At 43.7% G+C, this 18,815-nt stretch carries 23 protein-coding genes; 12 read left to right on the top strand and 11 right to left on the bottom strand.

Annotated elements, in window-relative coordinates; all coding sequences use genetic code 11:
* Positions 1-68 precede the first annotated feature (68 nt).
* Positions 69-470, top strand: coding sequence for an Rrf2 family transcriptional regulator (locus tag NX903_RS17950; RefSeq protein WP_003227734.1), 402 nt, complete (start codon positions 69-71; stop codon positions 468-470).
* Positions 471-537: 67 nt separating this feature from the next.
* Complete coding sequence (locus NX903_RS17945; RefSeq protein ID WP_015714860.1) at positions 538-1,179, top strand: NAD(P)-dependent oxidoreductase; 642 nt, start codon at positions 538-540, stop codon at positions 1,177-1,179.
* Positions 1,180-1,213: 34 nt separating this feature from the next.
* Here NX903_RS17945 and NX903_RS17940 read toward each other — a convergent pair whose 3' ends face one another.
* Positions 1,214-1,597: a DUF5362 family protein gene (locus NX903_RS17940; protein ID WP_014478231.1), complete on the bottom strand. Its 384-nt coding sequence runs from the start codon at positions 1,595-1,597 to the stop codon at positions 1,214-1,216.
* Between the two features lie 144 nt (positions 1,598-1,741).
* Here NX903_RS17940 and mta point away from each other — a divergent pair, with 144 nt between their 5' ends.
* Positions 1,742-2,515 (top strand): transcriptional activator Mta, encoded by a 774-nt coding sequence (gene mta, locus NX903_RS17935; protein WP_086344414.1) that lies wholly within the window; start codon positions 1,742-1,744, stop codon positions 2,513-2,515.
* A 20-nt stretch (positions 2,516-2,535) separates the two neighbouring features.
* Here mta and cls read toward each other — a convergent pair whose 3' ends face one another.
* Positions 2,536-3,984 carry a cardiolipin synthase gene (cls, locus tag NX903_RS17930; RefSeq protein WP_003243311.1) on the bottom strand — a complete coding sequence of 483 codons (1,449 nt, stop codon included), beginning with the start codon at positions 3,982-3,984 and terminating at the stop codon, positions 2,536-2,538.
* 241 nt (positions 3,985-4,225) lie between these two features.
* Here cls and NX903_RS17925 point away from each other — a divergent pair, with 241 nt between their 5' ends.
* Positions 4,226-4,660 (top strand): YwnF family protein, encoded by a 435-nt coding sequence (locus NX903_RS17925; protein WP_015251026.1) that lies wholly within the window; start codon positions 4,226-4,228, stop codon positions 4,658-4,660.
* Here NX903_RS17925 and NX903_RS17920 read toward each other — a convergent pair.
* From NX903_RS17920 to NX903_RS17910, 3 genes are all read right to left on the bottom strand, one after another.
* Entirely contained in the window at positions 4,657-4,788 is a 132-nt protein-coding gene (locus NX903_RS17920) for a hypothetical protein (RefSeq protein WP_144486807.1), read from the bottom strand. The two genes, NX903_RS17925 and NX903_RS17920, sit on opposite strands and share 4 nt — an antisense overlap.
* A 158-nt stretch (positions 4,789-4,946) precedes the next feature.
* The gene (locus tag NX903_RS17915; RefSeq protein WP_086344413.1) at positions 4,947-5,465 is read right to left on the bottom strand and encodes a DUF5362 family protein; all 519 of its coding nucleotides are present in this window, start codon (positions 5,463-5,465) and stop codon (positions 4,947-4,949) included.
* Positions 5,462-5,953, bottom strand: a complete 492-nt coding sequence (locus tag NX903_RS17910; RefSeq protein ID WP_072181891.1) for a GNAT family N-acetyltransferase — start codon at positions 5,951-5,953, stop codon at positions 5,462-5,464. The genes NX903_RS17915 and NX903_RS17910 overlap by 4 nt, the downstream gene beginning before the upstream one ends.
* Before the next feature lie 140 nt (positions 5,954-6,093).
* On the opposite strand from NX903_RS17910, the gene spoIIQ reads away from it, so the two are divergent.
* Positions 6,094-6,966 (top strand): stage II sporulation protein spoIIQ, encoded by an 873-nt coding sequence (gene spoIIQ / locus NX903_RS17905; protein ID WP_014481160.1) that lies wholly within the window; start codon positions 6,094-6,096, stop codon positions 6,964-6,966.
* 110 nt (positions 6,967-7,076) lie between these two features.
* Positions 7,077-7,499 carry a VanZ family protein gene (locus NX903_RS17900; RefSeq protein ID WP_086344411.1) on the top strand — a complete coding sequence of 141 codons (423 nt, stop codon included), beginning with the start codon at positions 7,077-7,079 and terminating at the stop codon, positions 7,497-7,499.
* A gap of 40 nt (positions 7,500-7,539) precedes the next feature.
* On the opposite strand, the gene bcrC is transcribed toward NX903_RS17900, so the two are convergent.
* The 3 genes from bcrC to amtB all read right to left on the bottom strand — a co-directional run bounded on the left by bcrC (position 7,540) and on the right by amtB (position 9,878).
* The gene (gene bcrC, locus NX903_RS17895) at positions 7,540-8,121 is read right to left on the bottom strand and encodes an undecaprenyl-diphosphate phosphatase BcrC (RefSeq protein WP_024573494.1); all 582 of its coding nucleotides are present in this window, start codon (positions 8,119-8,121) and stop codon (positions 7,540-7,542) included.
* 180 nt (positions 8,122-8,301) lie between these two features.
* Complete coding sequence (locus NX903_RS17890; RefSeq protein ID WP_003221829.1) at positions 8,302-8,652, bottom strand: P-II family nitrogen regulator; 351 nt, start codon at positions 8,650-8,652, stop codon at positions 8,302-8,304.
* 11 nt (positions 8,653-8,663) lie between these two features.
* On the bottom strand, positions 8,664-9,878 hold the full coding sequence (amtB, locus tag NX903_RS17885) for an ammonium transporter AmtB (RefSeq protein ID WP_046160943.1): 1,215 nt from the start codon (positions 9,876-9,878) through the stop codon (positions 8,664-8,666).
* Between the two features lie 281 nt (positions 9,879-10,159).
* Here amtB and NX903_RS17880 point away from each other — a divergent pair, with 281 nt between their 5' ends.
* From NX903_RS17880 to NX903_RS17860, 5 genes are all read left to right on the top strand, one after another.
* Complete coding sequence (locus tag NX903_RS17880; protein WP_003244424.1) at positions 10,160-10,624, top strand: hypothetical protein; 465 nt, start codon at positions 10,160-10,162, stop codon at positions 10,622-10,624.
* A gap of 183 nt (positions 10,625-10,807) precedes the next feature.
* Complete coding sequence (locus tag NX903_RS17875; protein ID WP_015251033.1) at positions 10,808-11,377, top strand: hydrolase; 570 nt, start codon at positions 10,808-10,810, stop codon at positions 11,375-11,377.
* Positions 11,377-12,735 (top strand): MFS transporter, encoded by a 1,359-nt coding sequence (locus NX903_RS17870; protein WP_086344630.1) that lies wholly within the window; start codon positions 11,377-11,379, stop codon positions 12,733-12,735. Before NX903_RS17875 ends, NX903_RS17870 begins: the two co-directional genes overlap by 1 nt.
* Positions 12,736-12,913: 178 nt before the next feature.
* On the top strand, positions 12,914-14,386 hold the full coding sequence (gene pucI / locus NX903_RS17865) for an allantoin permease (RefSeq protein ID WP_086344410.1): 1,473 nt from the start codon (positions 12,914-12,916) through the stop codon (positions 14,384-14,386).
* Between the two features lie 104 nt (positions 14,387-14,490).
* Complete coding sequence (locus NX903_RS17860; RefSeq protein WP_024571988.1) at positions 14,491-15,897, top strand: right-handed parallel beta-helix repeat-containing protein; 1,407 nt, start codon at positions 14,491-14,493, stop codon at positions 15,895-15,897.
* A gap of 250 nt (positions 15,898-16,147) precedes the next feature.
* Here NX903_RS17860 and NX903_RS17855 read toward each other — a convergent pair whose 3' ends face one another.
* From NX903_RS17855 to NX903_RS17845, 3 genes are all read right to left on the bottom strand, one after another.
* Entirely contained in the window at positions 16,148-16,432 is a 285-nt protein-coding gene (locus NX903_RS17855) for an LCI fold-containing protein (RefSeq protein WP_024571989.1), read from the bottom strand.
* Positions 16,433-16,841: 409 nt separating this feature from the next.
* The gene (locus NX903_RS17850; protein WP_086344409.1) at positions 16,842-18,032 is read right to left on the bottom strand and encodes an MFS transporter; all 1,191 of its coding nucleotides are present in this window, start codon (positions 18,030-18,032) and stop codon (positions 16,842-16,844) included.
* Positions 18,033-18,053: 21 nt separating this feature from the next.
* Positions 18,054-18,467: a MarR family winged helix-turn-helix transcriptional regulator gene (locus tag NX903_RS17845; RefSeq protein WP_003227771.1), complete on the bottom strand. Its 414-nt coding sequence runs from the start codon at positions 18,465-18,467 to the stop codon at positions 18,054-18,056.
* Between the two features lie 224 nt (positions 18,468-18,691).
* On the opposite strand from NX903_RS17845, the gene NX903_RS17840 reads away from it, so the two are divergent.
* Positions 18,692-18,802 (top strand): protein usd, encoded by a 111-nt coding sequence (locus NX903_RS17840; protein WP_010886628.1) that lies wholly within the window; start codon positions 18,692-18,694, stop codon positions 18,800-18,802.
* Positions 18,803-18,815 lie beyond the last annotated feature (13 nt).

Raw genomic sequence — 18,815 nt, 5'->3', positions numbered from 1 at the left:
TAGTGTATATTAGATGTTGACAAATGAATCAAATGTAACTATTATAGTTACAACGGTGGTGAAAAAACATGATTAACAGCCGTCTTGCTGTTGCCATTCATATTTTATCCCTCATCTCGATGGATGAAAAAACATCTTCAGAAATCATTGCAGACAGTGTCAACACGAATCCGGTAGTTGTGCGAAGAATGATCAGCCTGCTGAAAAAAGCTGATATTCTCACATCACGCGCCGGGGTGCCGGGTGCAAGCCTCAAAAAAGATCCTGCTGATATTTCTCTTTTAGAAGTGTACCGGGCTGTCCAAAAGCAAGAAGAACTCTTTGCGGTTCATGAAAACCCGAATCCGAAATGTCCGGTAGGGAAAAAAATTCAGAACGCTCTGGATGAAACGTTTGAAAGTGTGCAAAGAGCGATGGAAAATGAACTGGCGAGCAAGTCATTAAAAGATGTTATGAATCATCTCTTTTAATCAAAAGGGATGACTTCTCACCGCTAACATGTAACTAAAATTGTTACAAATAAGGAGGAAATGAAAAATGAAAATTGGTATTATAGGCGCAAGCGGGAAAGCGGGAAACGAGATTTTGAAAGAAGCGAAAACAAGAGGCCATGAAGTGACAGCCATCGTCAGAAACGCTTCAAAAGTGCAGGAGCAGGACGTAGCGGTTTTGGAGAAAGATGTGTTTGAACTGACTGCGGAAGACATCAAGCCGTTCGACGCGGTCGTAAACGCTTTTGGAGCAGCACCCGGCCAAGAACATCTTCATGTTGAAGCAGGAAGAGCACTCATCAGCATTTTAAAGGACGCGAAGCACACAAGATTGCTTGTTGTTGGCGGAGCGGGAAGCCTGTTTGTTGATGAAGCCAAAACAACCCGTTTAATGGATACGCCGGAATTTCCGAAAGAATATTTGCCAACTGCATCAAATCAAGGCGAGAACCTGAAAGATTTGCAGCAGACAGACTCCATTTCCTGGACGTTCCTCAGTCCTGCGGCATTTTTTGATCCAGCAGGAAAACGGACTGGCTCTTACCAAAAAGGAAAAGACAATGTCATCGTAAATGCAAAAGGCGACAGCTATATCAGCTATGCAGATTATGCCATTGCCGTGTTGGACGAGCTTGAACATCCCGAACACAAAAATGAACGCTTCACAGTGGTAAGCGAAGCGGAATAATAAAAAACCCGGAGCCAGCTCCGGGTTTTTCTCATTAATAAGTGCTGTACGTATCGCTGAAAAGGCCGTCAGCAATCCCAAGCATTAAAAAGATGAAGAAGGCGATAATCGCAAGAATGGATACAGCAATGCTTACGATCAAATAAATCCCTTGCATCTTTACGAATTTCGCGTAATTCTCCAGCATTAAGTCTTCAGACTGTCCGCTATTGTGTTCAGCCATTTGGCCTGCTTCCCTAGCTGACCTCATCAAAAAGATACCGGAAATAATTTGCAGTACGCCTGGCACGGCACCGATTAGAAAAATGAACGCGCCTGAAAGCGCGGTAATTGCGCCCATAATAATAAATAAAATGCCTGTAGCTTTTCCCCATTTCGAAATGCTGATGAGGGTTTTGTTCATTGTTTCAGGATTCATGTATACTGGCTCCCCTTTACAAAAAAATACTCACTTTTCTTTTATACACTATTTGTGAGAAGTTTTGTATATAGAAAATAACATTTTGGGGATTGACCCTAACGTTGCGTGATTGTTTACGATAAAAAAGAGGAGGTGTTATGTATGAAATATCAAGTTAAACAAGTGGCGGAGATATCAGGTGTTAGCATTCGGACGCTTCATCACTATGACAATATTGAGCTTCTGAATCCTTCAGCGCTTACTGATGCTGGGTATCGTTTGTACAGTGACGCAGATCTGGAAAGACTGCAACAGATTTTATTTTTCAAGGAAATCGGGTTTCGTTTGGATGAAATTAAAGAGATGCTGGATCATCCGAATTTTGACCGGAAAGCGGCACTTCAGTCGCAAAAGGAGATATTGAAGAAGAAAAAACGAAGAATGGATGAGATGATTCAAACAATTGACAGGACGCTTTTGTCCGTTGATGGAGGGGAAACGATGAATAAGAGGGATTTATTTGCCGGATTAAGCATGAAAGATATTGAAGAGCACCAGCAGACATACGCTGATGAAGTCAGAAAGCTGTATGGAAAGGAAATCGCAGAAGAAACAGAGAAAAGGACATCTGCATACTCGGCAGATGATTGGCGCACGATCATGGCTGAATTTGATTCGATTTACAGACGAATTGCGGCGCGAATGAAGCATGGGCCCGATGATGCAGAGGTTCAGGCCGCAGTGGGGGCATTTCGCGATCATATTTGCCAATATCATTACGATTGCACACTCGACATTTTCAGAGGACTCGGGGAAGTGTATATCACTGACGAGCGATTTACCGATTCAATCAATCAATATGGAGAAGGTCTTGTCGCTTTTTTGCGGGAGGCGATCATCATTTACTGTGACCATCAGGAAAACCCCCGGCCGTAAAGGCCGGGGGTTTGCGCATCTTATAAGATCGGCGACAACAGCCGCGAGACGGATTCTTTTATTCGAATCCACAACGGGCGCTGCAAATACTCCTCATAGGTGAATTTTCTGGATACTAGCAAATCTTCTTTAAAAGTTGAAACCAGTTTTTTAGCAATGGTGATATCGTAAATAAATGCATTAACCTCAAAATTCAGCCTGAAGCTTCGGACATCAATGTTCGCTGTGCCGACTGAAGCGATTTCGTCATCCACCACGATGGTTTTCGCGTGAATAAAGCCGTTATCGTAAATATAGACAGTGGCTCCGGCTTTCAGCAGATCGCCGATATACGAAAGTGTTGCCCAGTATACAAAGGCGTGATCGGGCTTGTTCGGAATCATAATGTTAACGTCAATGCCCGAAAGGCAAGCGATCCTTAAAGCATCCAGCAGGCTTGCATCTGGGATAAAATAAGGTGTTTGTATCAAAATGGAACGCTTGGCGTTCGAAATCATTTTGATGTAGCCATTTTTAATTTGTTCCCATTCCGAATCAGGGCCGCTTGTGACAATCTGCATCCCGACGTTGCCTTTTGGGCCGTAATCAGGAAAGTGATTTGGAATATATGTCAGCGTATGGTGATGAGAAGCTTGGTTCCAGTCAAGGATGAACCGTGTTTGGATGGCGTGCACGGCCGTTCCTTGCAGCCGGATATGCGTATCCCGCCAATAACCGAATTTCGGATTAAGCCCTAGATACTCATCTCCGACGTTAAAGCCTCCGACATAACCGGTCATTCCGTCTATGATCACAAGCTTTCGATGGTTCCGGTAATTCAGCCGCAGGTTAATCGGCCTGAGCTTTGAAGGGAAAAAGACCTCCACATGCCCGCCAGCCTCGCGAAGCTCTTTAAAAAACTTTTTTCTCAGCGTTCTGGACCCGAGTTCATCATAAAGCACTCTGACCTGAACACCTTCTTTCGCCTTTTGGATGAGAGCGTCCCGCAATTTTTTGCCTAATTCATCGCCTTTATAAATATAATACTGTAAATGGATATGATCCTTAGCCTTTGAAATGTCACTCAGCAGCCGCTGAAATTTATCCCGTCCATCTGTAATGACGTCAACTGAATTATCCTCTGTAAACACAGCATGGTTATTCATAATCAGCATATAAATTAAATCTTTGTTATCAAAGGTTGCCCGGTTGTTAAACTGAAATTGCTTGGTTTCTAAATCTTCAAGCTGATGCTTCAGCAGCCTTTCAATTCCAATCTTTTTCCGGTCTTCCCATTGAAACAAATGCTTGCGTCTGAGATTATGGCCGAATAATAAGTATAAAATAAAGCCTAAAACGGGAATAAAGAAAAGAACAAGCAGCCACGCCCAAGATGCACTGGCATCGCGCCGTTCTTTGAAGATGACAATGATGGCCAAAAGAATATTTAAAATGAAAAAAAGTGATAAAAGGATGGAAGAAATACTCACTTTGTAACCCCGCTCATTCATATTTATCAAGAAGATTGCCATTAGTATTCCATGAATAACAGTGATCTGATTCCCATTACAAATTATAACACTCACATTTTAAAAGAATAAAGAGCGGCGATCCAGATTCTTCGTGAAAAATACGGGCAGATTTCTTTAAAACCAGCTTGCACCTGCGTTAAAATAAACACATATGTAACGTTCGTGAAGCTTGAAACATCAAATAAAGGGGGAGGATTATATGAACTTTTACAGAGTCGAACAAATGCCGGGGTTCATCAAAACAGAAATGCAAAAAATTCAAAAGGCCGTACAGCCTTTCATGAAAAAAACCGTCATTTACCGTTTTCTTGCTATTCCGCTTGCTGCATTCTCTCTCTTTAATTTAGCTGCTTTTCTATTTCATGCTTCAGCTGACAGGGAGTCCCTGATCAGCGCAGGCATATTCGCCATTTTGGCGGCGCTCGGTCTCGCATTTTTTAAAGAGGCAGGCTATCAGCATAAACAAATCCAAAAAACGGTTCACATCTATATGCTGAACAGGATCAAAAAGAGCGAAATCCTTTCAGAAGAGCGGAAAAGCTCCTACGCACGACAAATAAAGGAAGAGCCTTTTGCGATGCGGAGTTTTGTTGAATTTTTGACTGAGGAAGACAGACGCAAAAAAATGTATTAAAGAAGAGCTGCACCCGGATTGTTGAGATTTTCCAGACGATCCGGGTGTGTTTTTTTGCATGCAGACACCCGAAATAAAAAGCGCGGTTTCGGATTGATTCCGACTTCATCCGTTTTTTTGTTATTTATTTCTGGGTAACAGCGTTGCTTTGTTGATTTCCACTACTAGAGATGTCTATTGTATGCTTGCTTCAGGATTTGGTGTTTACGCCGGCCTGCTTTGAATAGTCAAATAAAATAGGCATGGTTCCGTTTATATGGAACTCATGCCCTGTCCTGTCTCATCATTATTCAAACACCGGATCATCCTCATAATAATAAGAATCCGGATCATCATACGAAGGCGTGTTCTCAAAAGCAGCAATGCCGATTACCACCAGCACGAAAATGGCTACAATGATCCCGATCAGGACAGTAACGATACTGGATGCTGCATAAAACAGCTGCATTTTAATAAACGTTCCATAGTTCTCAAGCATGCTTTCACCCGCGGCGCCGGTAAGAGTTCCGTCGGCTTCCGCGGCTGCTTTTGCTGAGCGCATCAAAAATACGCCTGAAATAATGAGCAGTACGCCCGGGATGGCGCCAATCACTGTCATCAAGGCGGTCAGAGTGACCAGCGATCCCATAATGATTAACAAGATGCCAGAAATTTTGCCCCACTTGGCAATGTCGGATAGCGACTTGACAGCGGAGGCGCTCAGCTGGCGGGTCTCCTGTTCAACAGGTGCAGTCTCCTGTTCAACAAGGCTATTTTCTTCATTATGATTTTCAATTTCGTTTTCATCTTTATCCAGACTAATCATGAAAGCTCTCTCCCTAAAATTTTTAAATCGTATCTTTTCCCGTCCATTTCGGCGATGCCGGGGAATAATCCCCATTCTGCAAACCCGTGCTTTTCAAACAGCTTCAGGCTTGGTTTATTATGCCCGAAAATGAAGGCCATAAGTGAGCGAATGCCAAGATCCGGGGCAATGCGGAGCGCTTCCTGAAGCAAATATGATCCAACGCCTTTGCCGCGGCATGCTTCGTCAATGTATATGCTGACCTCCGCTGTTTTATTATAGGCTGGCCTTCCATAAAATGTTTCAAAGCTGATCCAGGCAGCGACGTTTCCGTTTTCGTCCTCGGCCACATAGAGCGGACGTGCCTCTGTATGTCCTAAAAACCATTCCATCCGGTCTTCAGGAGTTACCGGTTCGGTATCGGCTGTTACCATTCGAGAAGCAATCGTTGAATTATAAATCGCAACAACAGCCTCCAAGTCTTTATGTTCAGCAAGGCGCAATGTCATGTTCATACGTTTTTGGCACTCCTCTCAAAAAAATGACATATTTTCGTAACAGTCTGCGCAAACTACATCTAAAAAAGTTTTTTGGATAGGTGTATATATTTTCAGAAAAGTGTTCAGAATGTTGCTGAGGTGATGAAACAATGAGAGAGGAAGAAAAGAAAACTTCTCAAGTCAAAAAACTTCAGCAGTTTTTTCGTAAACGCTGGGTGTTCCCTGCAATTTACTTAGTCAGTGCGGCCGTCATTTTAACAGCTGTCCTTTGGTATCAATCAGTATCAAATGATGAGGTAAAGGATCAGTTAGCTGATAACGGCGGAAACTCCGCATATGACAACAACGACGATGCAGTTGAAGTAGGAAAGTCAATGGAAAATGTCGCAATGCCAGTTGTTGATTCTGAAAACGTTTCTGTTGTGAAAAAGTTCTATGAAACCGATGCCGCAAAAGAAGAGAAAGAAGCAGCACTCGTTACCTATAATAACACGTACAGCCTAAGCAAAGGAATTGACTTAGCTGAGAAAGACGGAAAAGATTTCGATGTCTCTGCTTCTCTGAGCGGTACGGTTGTTAAAGCTGAAAAAGATCCAGTGCTGGGATATGTTGTGGAAGTAGAACATGCCGACGGTTTATCGACTGTGTATCAATCTCTTTCCGAAGTAAGCGTTGAGCAAGGTGACAAAGTAAAACAAAATCAAGTGATCGGAAAATCTGGCAAGAACCTTTACAGTGAAGACAGCGGAAACCACGTACACTTTGAAATCCGTAAAGATGGGGTCGCAATGAATCCGTTAAACTTTATGGACAAACCAGTTTCTTCTATTGAAAAAGCAGCAGCTGCTGAAGAAAAAGCTGCCACCCAAGAAACAGAAGAATCCATTCAGCAATCTTCCGAGAAAAAGGACGGATCAACTGAAAAAGGAACAGAAGAAAAATCCGGTGAGAAAAAGGATGATTCAACTGACAAATCTGGTTCCAAAGAAAGCAGCACAACAGAAGACACTGAACAGTCTTAATGAAGAAAACGTCTATCCTTGTGATGGGCGTTTTTTTCTGTTACTTTTTGCTTTGTTTTACCGTCTATGTAGTTACATGTAGGCACGTACGTTATAAAGGAGGTTATGTCATGAACCGCCTATTGCTCGCAGGCTGGATCTTTTTTATCCTGCTTTCTGTCTGTACGGAAAGCTTCAGCGGCATGGTCGTATCGCAAACGGTGGCTTTTCATTTTCAGCCGCACTCTGATCTGTCTCAATTTTTAGTTATGGATTTTACTGAGCTTACTGTCCCTGAAGCGTTTATTCAAAAAATCGGACATGCGTTTTCCTTCTTTGTGCTGACATATTTGCTGTGGAAACAGCGGGGCAGCATAAGATCAGCTTCAGCCGGCTCATTTGCGTTTGCTTTTTTTACAGAAGTTCTTCAGCTCTTCTTCAGCAGGAACGGTTGTATCCGGGATGTGCTCATCGATGCTGTTGGTATTGGATTGTTTTATGGTTTATATGTGTTGGCGAAGCGAAGAAAACAAGAGATGTATGGGAAATATTAAAGCCGGCTGTCTTGGTTAAAGACGCCGGCTTTTGTCTTTCTTAGAAATTTTGATCGGTTGGTTTTTTCGTCAGTTTATTGATAATGGTTTCATAAATCCTCACGACCAAATCGACGAACGGGCGAAGCAGATCTGAAAATCTAAAGAAAAGGAACCCGATAATGATGGCGACAACGAGGCTGCCCAATACATCTACCGGATAGTGATGTCCCACCCAAATTCTCGAAAAGCCTGTCAAAAGCCCAAAAATGACAAGCGGCCAGCCGATTTTGCGGTTTCTGAAAAGCATCGCAATAGAAATCGCTAATGCACCTGTCGTGTGGTCACTTGGAAATGAAGCATCCGCAGCATGCGGAATCAGTGTATGCACTGTATGCGCAACGAACGGGCGCGGTTCGAAATAAACAAGCGTAATCAAATAGTTGATCACAAGGCCTGCAATTCCTGTGATGCCTGCGTATAGCACATGTTTTCTGCTTTGTGTGTTCCCAAACAGCCAGATTGCCAATAGGATAAGGGCATAGGCGACAATGGCATATTCCGTGATGAAGACCATAATGGAATCGAGAACTGAATTGTGATGAGATAGTCCATGGATTGCTTTAAAAATTTCGTAGTTCAAATAATCACCTTTTACATTTTTATATTTAGTAGACTAATCTTACTCATGAAAAGTTTCAAATAAAAATAGAGATTGTCTGAAATAACGGCGCTTGAAGAGAATTCGAAGAGGAATCGCGGTTTCTGGGGGGATTCTGTGCACAAAAAAAGAGATCCGGAGTGTCCGAATCTCGTACCGATATTAAAGTGCTTCAGGTCCTTCTTCGCCTGTGCGGATGTTGATCGTATTGCTGATTTCATAGACAAATATTTTACCGTCACCTGGTGATCCCGTTTTCAGCACCCTTTTAGCGGTCTCAGTCACTTGATCAACAGGAACCTTGCTGACCACGATTTCTATTTTTAAACGCTCGTATACATTGCTTTCTATTTTTACCCCTCGATAGAGCTCCGTATGTGCTTTTTGAAGGCCGCAGCCGTGTACATTGGAGAAAGTCAGAGAGGTCACTCCGATTTTTCCGAGTTCCTGCTTCAGCTTTTCAAAATTTGCCGGACGCGTTACAATTTCTACCTTGAACATTTGACCGCTCATAGCGTCACTCCTCACATAGAATCTTGATATGCTTTTTCCCCGTGCATCGTTAAGTCAAGCCCAAGTGACTCTTCTTCTTCGGTTGCGCGAAGGGGAAGGAAGAGGCTTACAATTTTAATAATAACGAAAGTGACAATAAATACAAAAACATAAGTGGCGGCGATGGCGACGATTTGTTTCCAGATTAAGCTTGCATCACCGTAAAATAACCCATCTGCGCCCGCTGAGTTAACAGAGGTTGTTGCGAATAATCCTGTTGCGATTCCGCCCCATGTGCCGCCGATCCCGTGCAGGCCAAAGGCGTCAAGCGCGTCGTCGTATCCGAATTTCTTTTTAAGCGAGAATACTCCCCAGAAACAAACAGCTCCGCCGATGATGCCGATAATAATAGAAGCGAACGGTGTGACAAATCCGGCAGCCGGCGTAATGGCGACAAGCCCGGCGATTGCGCCAGATACCGCTCCGAGCATTGTCGGTTTTTTGTTAATGAGCCATTCTACTAAGATCCAGCCGGCGATCCCGGCTGCAGCCGCGGTGTTTGTGTTGATGAACGCGTACATGGCTACACCATCTAAAGTCAAAGCGCTGCCGACGTTAAAGCCGAACCAGCCGAACCAAATCAAAGCTCCTCCTAAGAAGGTGTAAATGAGGTTATGCGGAGAAGACGCTGTGCCGTCTTTCCGTTTGCCTAGCACAATGGCAAGAACAAGTCCTGCCACACCGGAGGAAATATGAACAACATTGCCGCCGGCGAAATCGAGCGCTCCAAGCTGGCCGATCCAGCCGCCGCCCCATACCCAGTGCGCTACGGGTGTGTAAACCAAAGAGGCCCATAAAACTGAGAATAAAAGAAAAGCGCCGAATCGCATCCGCTCTGCGAAGGCCCCGGAAATAATCGCTGTAGTCAGAACGGCGAACGTCATTTGGAACATCATAAATAACGAGTGGGGGATGGTATCGCTGTAATCTCCTGGATCAAATCCGACCCCTTTGAGGCCTGCCCACTCCAGCCCGCCGATGATTGAATTGCCTGGTGCGAAGGCAAGTGTATATCCGAACAGCACCCAAACGATGGAAACGATGGCAATGGAAGAGAAACTGTGCATGGCAGTGCTCAGCACATTTTTGCTCTTTACCATTCCTCCATAAAATAACGCTAATCCCGGGGTCATCAGCCACACGAGTAAAGCGCAAAAGAACATAAAAACTGTATCGCCCATTTGCATGTCTCATTCCTCCGTATCTTTCAGAATAAAAAGCAATTATTATATTTCTTCATTATAGAGAAAAAAGAATGATAAAACATTTTCATGTAAGATTTCCTGACATGGTTTTTAAGGAATGTTATCGAGGGACGGAAAGGAAGGAGAATGGCATTTTTTGCGATATAAGACTTTGTATCTATAAAAGAAACTATTCATATGAGCTGAAAAGGGAATTGACATTAATTAGAATACTCTATACTGTATTAAGTGTACTACATCAAATAATACACTGAGGGGGATGTATGATGAATAAAGGCGGCAGGCTGAGGAAAGCGGTACGCAAGTCGATTCCCGCGACGTTCCGATTGTTTTTAGCCTTTAATTTTTTCGTGTACGGTCTGGCGAAAGTGGTAATTGGCCAGTTTGGCGAGGTGACGCCTGAAATCGAGGCGGCTGCCGGGAAGGGGTTTACGATCGCGTGGACATTTTTCGGTTATTCTCATGTCTATGAACTGTTTATAGGTTTTGGTGAAATCCTGGCAGCTGTTTTATTACTGATTCCGCGAACGGCTGCATTAGGGGCGGTTATTTTTATGCCCATTATTGTGAACATCGTCTTGATTAACTATTGTTTTGATATTGGCGTGCAGGATCTTAGCACGATATTAATGGTTATGTGTCTTATCCTGCTTTGGATGGACCGCCGCAAATTCATGGGCATTTTCAGGCAGGAACCGATAGACAGCAGGCAGGTGATGAAGCGATGACGCCCCTTATGATTACTGTGCTTGCCGGTTTGTTCGTATGCACAACCTGTTACTACTACATAAAAGAAAAATCATGAGAAAACGCTCCTTCTGAGAATTTCACAAGCATCATAAAAGAACTTAGGCAGTGTGAAGAGTAAAATATGCAATGTGAGAAACACTAACAGTATCAGGAGGAGACGTATGATGAATACACTCAACATTGATTTTCAAAAAACAGCATTGGTTATCATTGATTTACAAAAGGGAATTGTGCCGATTGATCAAAGCGGCCAGGTTGTCCCGAACGCGAAAAAGCTCGTAGATGAATTTCGGAAACATAACGGGTTCATCAGCTTTGTAAATGTAGCCTTTCATGATGGAGCGGACGCCCTGAAGCCGCAAACGGATGAGCCTGCGCAGGGAGGTTCAGGGAAAATGCCGGCGGACTGGGCCGAATTTGTTCCGGAAATCGGTGTGCAGGATGGCGATTATACTGTGACAAAACGGCAATGGGGTGCTTTTTTTGGCACAGATTTAGACTTGCAGCTCAGACGCCGCGGCATTGATACGATTGTATTGTGCGGCATCGCAACGAATATCGGGGTGGAAAGCACAGCACGGGAGGCATTTCAGCTTGGCTATCAGCAGATTTTTATTACAGATGCCATGTCCACATTTAGCGATGAAGAGCATGAAGCCACACTGCGCTTTATTTTCCCGAGAATCGGTAAATCGCGAACGACGGAAGAGTTTCTGGAACAAGTGAAATGATGTTGTCGAAAAAAAGCCGGGCTGTTTTTTTAACAGCGGTGGCTTCGGGAACAATGCTGAATCCGCTGAACTCGTCTATGATCTCTCTTGCGCTCCATAGCATCCAGCATGAGTTTCACCTCTCGTTTACAACGGTTTCCTGGCTGATTTCCTCGTTTTACTTGGCGAGTGCCGTAGCGCAGCCGGTTACGGGAAAGCTCGGTGATTTGATTGGGCGGAAACGCTTGTTTTTATTCGGGCTTATTCTTGTTGCGGTTTCTGCCATCGGGGCGCCGTTTGCGCCGACGTTTATGACATTATTGGTCATGCGGCTGTTTCAATCGGTGGGGAGCAGCGCGATTTATCCGTCAGGTGTCGGCTTGATTCGGAATCATATTCATGAGCGCCAAGCTTCAGCCTTGGCTGTACTCTCTATTTTTGCGTCCGCCATGACGGCGCTGGGGCCGACAGTCGGCGGTTTTTTGATTGTATGGGGAGGCTGGCCGGCGATCTTTATCGTTAATTTGCCGTTTATTATCCTCAGCTTCTTATTGGGCCTGTATATGTTCCCGAAAGATCAGAAAAAAGGGGCAGGAATCAAAACCATTATTCAGCAGCTCGACATTCTTGGAATTGTTTTATTTGCCGGGGGAATCATTTTCCTTCTATCCTTTTTGCTGTCGTTCAGCACGTCGCCGCATGCGGTTGAAGGTGTGCTTGGCTTGCTTCTGCTCTGTGCGTTTGTCTGGCGCGAGCTGAAAACGGATAAGCCGTTTATTGATGTCCGTCTGTTTAAAACACAGCGAAGCCTGTCAGCCGTGTATGTTCAGTTTATTTTATTGAATGTTTTCTTCTATTGTTTATTTTTTGGTTTGCCAAGTTACTTTCAGGATGAAATGCATCTTTCTGTTCAAACGAGCGGCCTGTTTATGCTGTTTATGTCTGGAATGAGCATCGTTGTGTCACCTCTAACCGGCAAATGGATCGACCGATCTGGTGTCGTCAAGCCGATCTTTGCGGGAGCGCTTTTGATGACGGCTGGAGCCGTGCTCTTAACCATCTTTTTTATCAATGTCGAGACCATTGGGAAAGGCCTCATTCTATCGCTCTTGGGTATAGGCTACGGACTGGGAAATGTCGCGCTTCAGGCAGCGATGCTGAAAACGAGTCCTTCCAACATGGTAGGAACGACTTCAGGCCTGTTTCAAACCTGCCGTTACCTAGGATCGATTTTGTCTTCGGTGATCCTTGGCATTCTTTTTGGTAAAGAAATCACGGCAGCCCATTTTGATATGATGGGAATCATTATGATCATAGCGGGCGGAGCAAGCCTGTTAATGGCTGTGAGATTTGCTGCATTAATGAAAACTGCATCTTAAGAAAGAGACGGGCTCTGAGGTCTGTCTCTTTTTCTTGTTTAAGCTGTTCAAATACAAACGGGAAAATTGTATATCATAGCCAGTGTTATTGTCTGACTCTTCAGTTATATTAAGTGACATCTAATGTCAAAAAACATAACGTGATGACATATAGACAATATGGAAAGGGGAGCCGGCTATGAAATTAAAAGAGAGTCAGCAGCAATCCAACAGGCTGAGCAATGAAGATCTGGTGCCTTTGGGACAGGAAAAACGGACGTGGAAAGCAATGAACTTTGCCTCCATTTGGATGGGATGTATACATAACATACCGACCTACGCGACCGTGGGAGGATTAATTGCGATCGGCCTTTCGCCTTGGCAGGTGCTGGCGATCATTATTACGGCATCACTTATCCTATTTGGCGCTCTTGCCTTAAACGGCCATGCGGGGACAAAATACGGGCTGCCGTTTCCCGTGATCATTCGGGCTTCTTACGGGATATACGGCGCGAATATCCCCGCGCTTCTAAGGGCGTTTACAGCTATCATGTGGCTTGGCATCCAGACCTTTGCGGGTAGCACGGCACTGAACATTTTGCTTTTGAATATGTGGCCAGGCTGGGGAGAAATTGGCGGCGAGTGGAACATTCTCGGCATTCACTTGTCCGGTTTGCTTTCCTTTGTATTCTTTTGGGCCATTCATTTACTCGTATTGCATCACGGCATGGAGTCGATTAAACGTTTTGAGGTGTGGGCAGGGCCTTTAGTATATCTGGTATTTGGCGGCATGGTATGGTGGGCCATTGATATTGCCGGAGGATTGGGCCCGATATACTCTCAACCAGGAAAGTTTCATACGTTTTCAGAAACATTCTGGCCGTTTGCTGCCGGAGTTACTGGCATCATCGGCATCTGGGCGACATTGATCTTAAATATACCTGATTTTACACGGTTTGCTGAAACACAAAAAGAGCAAATCAAAGGACAATTTTACGGTTTACCGGGAACGTTTGCGCTTTTCGCATTCGCAAGTATTACGGTGACCTCCGGCTCGCAGGTCGCGTTCGGAGAGCCGATTTGGGATGTTGTCGATATTTTGGCGCGGTTTGATAACCCTTATGTCATCGTCTTGTCCGTGATCACACTCTGCATCGCCACGATCTCTGTAAATGTCGCGGCGAACATCGTATCGCCCGCTTATGATATAGCGAATGCTCTGCCGAAATATATCAATTTCAAACGTGGCAGCTTTATCACAGCGTTGCTCGCTTTATTTACGGTTCCATGGAAGCTGATGGAGAGCGCGACAAGCGTGTATGCGTTTCTTGGCTTAATAGGCGGCATGCTTGGACCGGTGGCAGGCGTGATGATGGCCGACTATTTTATCATTCGCAAACGTGAGCTCTCGGTAGATGACCTGTATTCCGAAACAGGACGGTATGTGTATTGGAAGGGCTACAATTACCGTGCGTTTGCAGCCACAATGTTAGGAGCGCTGATTTCGCTGATTGGCATGTATGTTCCTGCATTGAAAAGCTTATACGATATTTCTTGGTTTGTAGGTGTGCTAATCTCCTTTCTTTTCTACATTGTTCTGATGCGTGTTCACCCGCCTGCATCATTGGCAATTGAAATGGTTGAACATGCGCAGGTCAGCCAGGCTGAATAAGATCTATTTAGACGGTATATTTTCATATTTTTGAATGGTTTTCCATAAATAGAACATTTATAATTGTTTTAGAAATCTATTCTAAAACGAAATGGGAATCGAAAATGAGAAAATGGTATTTTATTCTTTTGGCGGGTGTTTTAACGTCTGTCATCCTCGCTTTCGTTTATGATAAGACAAAAGCGAATGAGGAAGGATCTGGGGATTATCTGTATGTTTCGCCAAATGGCAGTGATCAAAATGAAGGAACAAAAGAAAAACCGTTTCGTACATTGGCACACGCATCTGAGAAGGCTGCTGCCGGCACAACTGTCATAATTCGGGAGGGCACGTATCATGAGACCCTTGATGTAAAGCACAGCGGTACGGACGGAAAGCCTATCACATTCCGAAACTATGAAAATGAAAACGTCGTGATTAGCGGTGAATCCATTACGAACGCAAAATATGAGACACCGCTCATTCATATTCACGATAAACATGACATTGCCATCAGCGGTTTAACGATTCAAGATCTTTCTGTTTCATCTGAGGAAGCAACTGCTATAGGGATTTATGTATCAGGCTCCAGCAGTCATATCGCCATTAAGGATAATCACATCCGGGGGATTAAGACAACAGCGGATGAAGGAAATGCTCATGGAATCGCAGTTTATGGGACTGGCAGCATGAAAGACATCCAAATCGAGGACAATACAGTTGAGAATCTGACGCTTGGAGCGAGTGAAGCAGTTGTGCTGAACGGTAATATCGACGGCTTCACTGTTGCAGGCAATCTGGTCCGCAACAATAACAACATCGGGATCGATCTAATTGGTTATGAGGGAACCGCGGATAAAAACGATTACGTGCGAAACGGAATCGTAGAAAACAATACAGTTTATCAAAACTCGACTTACGGCAATCCTGCTTATGGAGATGAATACTCAGCGGGCGGGATTTATGTCGATGGAGGACACAAGATCGAAATTAAGAATAACACAGTTTACGATAACGATATTGGGATTGAAGCAACGTCTGAACACAAAGGAAAGTATGCAAATGCCATTCAGATCACTGACAACAAAGTGTACAACAATGCGTACACCGGTATTTCAATCGGAGGATATGACAAAAAGCGGGGCGGCACCAGCAATTCTCTGATTGCCCGCAATATTATGTACCGGAATGACACAAAGGGACTGTACGGCGGACAGCTGCTGCTGCAGTACGATACGAAAAACAACACAATTGAAAAGAATATATTGACGGCCGGTGATTCCAGATTATTTATCGGAAACGATTTTACAGAAAATGAAGGAAATACGGTCAATCATAACGTGTACCACAAGGAAGCGGATCAAGACGGCATATGGATGTGGAAAAAGAAAGAATATGATTCATTTTCGTCGTATCGAAAAGCAACAAAAAACGATCAGCAATCCATTTATGCCGACCCGATGTTTCGTGATGAAGCGTCCTATGATTTTTCGTTAGATCCTGATTCACCTGCGCGGAAAGTCATTGAATAATATGCCATAAGCGGCGTTCTCTAAGAGAGCGCCGTCAGATTGTAGAGAAACTCATGTTTTTCTACAATTTTTTTATTTTTAGCTCATGTATGATGAATGAACTTTTTCATGTTCTGACATGCAGATGGGAGAAGAACTTGCCACTTACGTTTTGTTTTCCCCTCAATCGGCCGTAGCGAAACCCATGCTGCAAAGCTGCGCTCTTGTCGAGATGTTCTCTCAGTCTGAGGGGCTAAAAGCCCCCGTTGTCTTATCTACTTGCACTTTCATAATACGCATAATTTCCAGCTTTGCCTTTAAAGTAAAATGTAGTACCAAAACGATCGAAACTATTTGCAAAAACGCCATTATCTGAATACATACATAATCTATTACTTGCGCCTTTAAATGGAGTTATAGAACAATCTACAATTGAAGTAGCCTTCGTACGCATATCCCCATCCGTTGAATCATTTATAGCAAGAGCTTGTCCAGAAACAGGTAAAAGCAATCCTAAAGATAAAGCAACTCCAGTAATTGTCCTTCTCAATTTCATGTGAATCATCTCCATTCCCAAATTTTGTAATACATCTTAATTATAAGAGGGATAACCCTCTATTGGAAGGGTCTTAAATACTATTTTGTAATAAAAAGGAATTTTAATAAATCAATACTCACCGTTTCACTTATTGATTCTATCACTTATAAAATAATTTACAGGATTTAGTTTAGTTTGAACGTAAATCATATTGTCACGGTTCTGAATGAAGTGATACGAAGGAGTCAGAAGTGTTTTCTCTCAAAGTACATAGTTTCTAACAAGCTAATTTAGTGTTGAAGAATCTCAATTATTATGACATGAAAAAAGGGAGCACCATAGCTCCCTCAGGCTGGCGGCGTTCTCTAAGAGGGCGCCGTGTTTTAATGGAAAAAAGACTGCCGGGATTTCCCGGCAGTCTGACAAGTTATTCTGCAATAGACACTTTTCCTTCAGCCTCAGCAGGTTTTTTCTGGCTCCACGTGTAGAGAAGCAGAGCAATTAAAACGAACAGCCCCGCTGTTAAATAAATGGCAGAGAAGCCGGCAGATGCTACAAACAATCCGAATACATACGATCCTACAGCAATTCCGCTGTCAAAGAAGGTAAAGAACGTTGCCGTCGCAAAACCGGAGCGGTGAGCCGGAGATTTCTGAATCGCCAATGTTTGCATGCAAGGAACGATTGATCCGTAGCCAAGACCGATAACCGCCCCTGAAAGCAGAAGCATTAAGCCGCTATGTGTGAAGGACAGCATGCAGAGTCCAACAGAGAAAATCAGGATTGATGGATAAATGACAATGCCCGGTCCGACTTTGTCGAACAATTTCCCTGTGAACGGGCGTGCAATCATCATTGTCACCGCAAAACAAACAAAGAAATATCCGCTGATATCCGAAAGGTCAACTGATTTGGCGAATACAGACAGATATGATGTGACTGTTGAATAACAGAAAGAAATAAACAAACCGACCGTCGCAATTTTGAGTGCGCCCTTTTCAAACATATCCGAGAACGCAAAACGGAATACAGTCGTACCGCTGTCCTTACTTTGCGGCACTTTTATCAAGAACGAAACAAGTAAGCCCGCAACCATAAACAGCGCAAAGGCTGTAAAGAATACAGGAAAGCTTACCACTCTCATCAAATTCAGACCAAGGAAAGGCCCGATCGCCATAGCGAGGTTCATAGACATGGCAAAGTATCCAAGCCCTTCACCGCGCCGTTTGGCTGGAATAATATCAGCGGCAATTGCACCTGTAACAGTCGTTAAAATGCTGAACCAAATTCCTTGGAAGAACCGCAATCCGAGCAGCAGGGAAAAGCTATGAATCGGCATATACAGAAAAGATGATAGGGCGAAGAGCGCCATTGATACAATCGCCATTCTTTTCTTCCCGAAACGCTCAACGATGGCTCCGGAGAAAGGCCGTGTAATGATCGCAGACAGAAGGAACAGGCTGATTAAAAGCCCGCCTTGTGATTCTGTGCCGCCAAGCTCTTGCAGCGTATAGATCGGCAATACAGTTAAAAATGTATAAAAGAACACAAACACAAATAAATTGACAAGCAGGACCATAATAAAATCCTTGGTCCATATCGCATCCGCTTTTTTCAAATGTATGTCACTTCCTTATTTTCATTGTTGTAAAAACATGCGGAATAAATGAGAAAAAGCTTCTTTATCTTCATCCCGGAAATCAGCAAGCAGCTCTTCCTCGAATTTCAGCATTTTCACATTGATTTCTTCGTATTTTTTCTCGGCTTCTTTTGTGAGGACAACAAGTTTTTCCCGTTTGTCTTCACCTTGCCGTCTCTGAACCCAGCCGTTCTCCTCCAGGCGTTTGATCGTCCGAGTCACAGTCGGCGCTTCCACATTTAAATAGGACCAAATCTCTTTTTGAGTCATTGGTCCGATCGTACGCAAACAATATAAAACTGACCATTGAGATGAATAAAGGCCGAATGGCTCTAGCTGTTCATTGGCTTTCTTGGCAATCAGGCGGGCGCTTTGGTTGATTTGATGAATGAGGTGTCTGTTGACGTAGGACATGTCGGTCTCCTTCTAAAAAACTTACCTAAGTAACTAATTGCTTATTTCATTTTACAGGAGCGATCGATAGTTGTAAAGGTGAAAATTTAGTGACGCGAAATAGTTTGCTGAATCTGAAAAAGTTCGTTTCACCCCTTGTCCTTATTGAGTTTTTAGCATATTCCCAAAAGAATGCTAATACACTGTTACAAACCTAACAAAGAGAGTGTTTGAGGTGAGGGATCGTGGGCATATTTCACAAACTTACTTTTAAAACCATACAACGAAGAAGCGGCATAATGAACGACTCTTTACAGAATACGGATCTCATTTCACACTTCTCACATCCATTTTAGGGAGGTCGAGTGG

The sequence above is a fragment of the Bacillus sp. FSL R5-0576 genome (genome assembly GCF_038004765.1).
Classification (GTDB): domain Bacteria; phylum Bacillota; class Bacilli; order Bacillales; family Bacillaceae; genus Bacillus; species Bacillus subtilis.
This window is presented reverse-complemented; position numbering and strand designations above follow the sequence as displayed.